This is a genomic window from Pseudomonas sp. UBA6562 (assembly GCF_002434265.1).
Classification (GTDB): Bacteria; Pseudomonadota; Gammaproteobacteria; order Pseudomonadales; family Pseudomonadaceae; genus Aquipseudomonas.
Window position 1 is genome coordinate 500,182 of record NZ_DJJS01000007.1, and the last position, 341, is coordinate 500,522.

The window sequence follows — 341 nt, forward strand, 5'->3', positions numbered from 1 at the left end:
GCCGACGCCGGCAATTACACCTTGGTACAGCCAAGCAACCTGACGGCGGATATCACGAAAGCCAACCTGGCGGTCACTGGCGTTGCCACTGTCGATAAGGTTTATGACGGGACAACCGCGGCAACTTTGAACGGCACTGCGCAGGTCAATGTGTTCGGCAACGATGCCGTTGCGCTAAGCGGTACCGGTACCGCTGCCTTCGCGGACAAGAATGTCGGCACGGGCAAAGCCGTGACCGTCAGCGGCTACAGCCTTGGCGGTGCAGACGCCGGTAATTACAACCTGCTCCAGCCAACGTCCCTCACCGCGACGATCGGCAAGGCGCTTCTGGCCCTGACGGG

At 61.3% G+C, this 341-nt stretch carries 1 protein-coding gene; it reads left to right on the forward strand.

Annotation, left to right across the window (positions count from 1 at the left end; all coding sequences use genetic code 11):
* The coding region (locus B4M43_RS14275) for a YDG domain-containing protein (protein ID WP_296268084.1) at nt 1-341 on the forward strand (341 nt) is incomplete at both ends.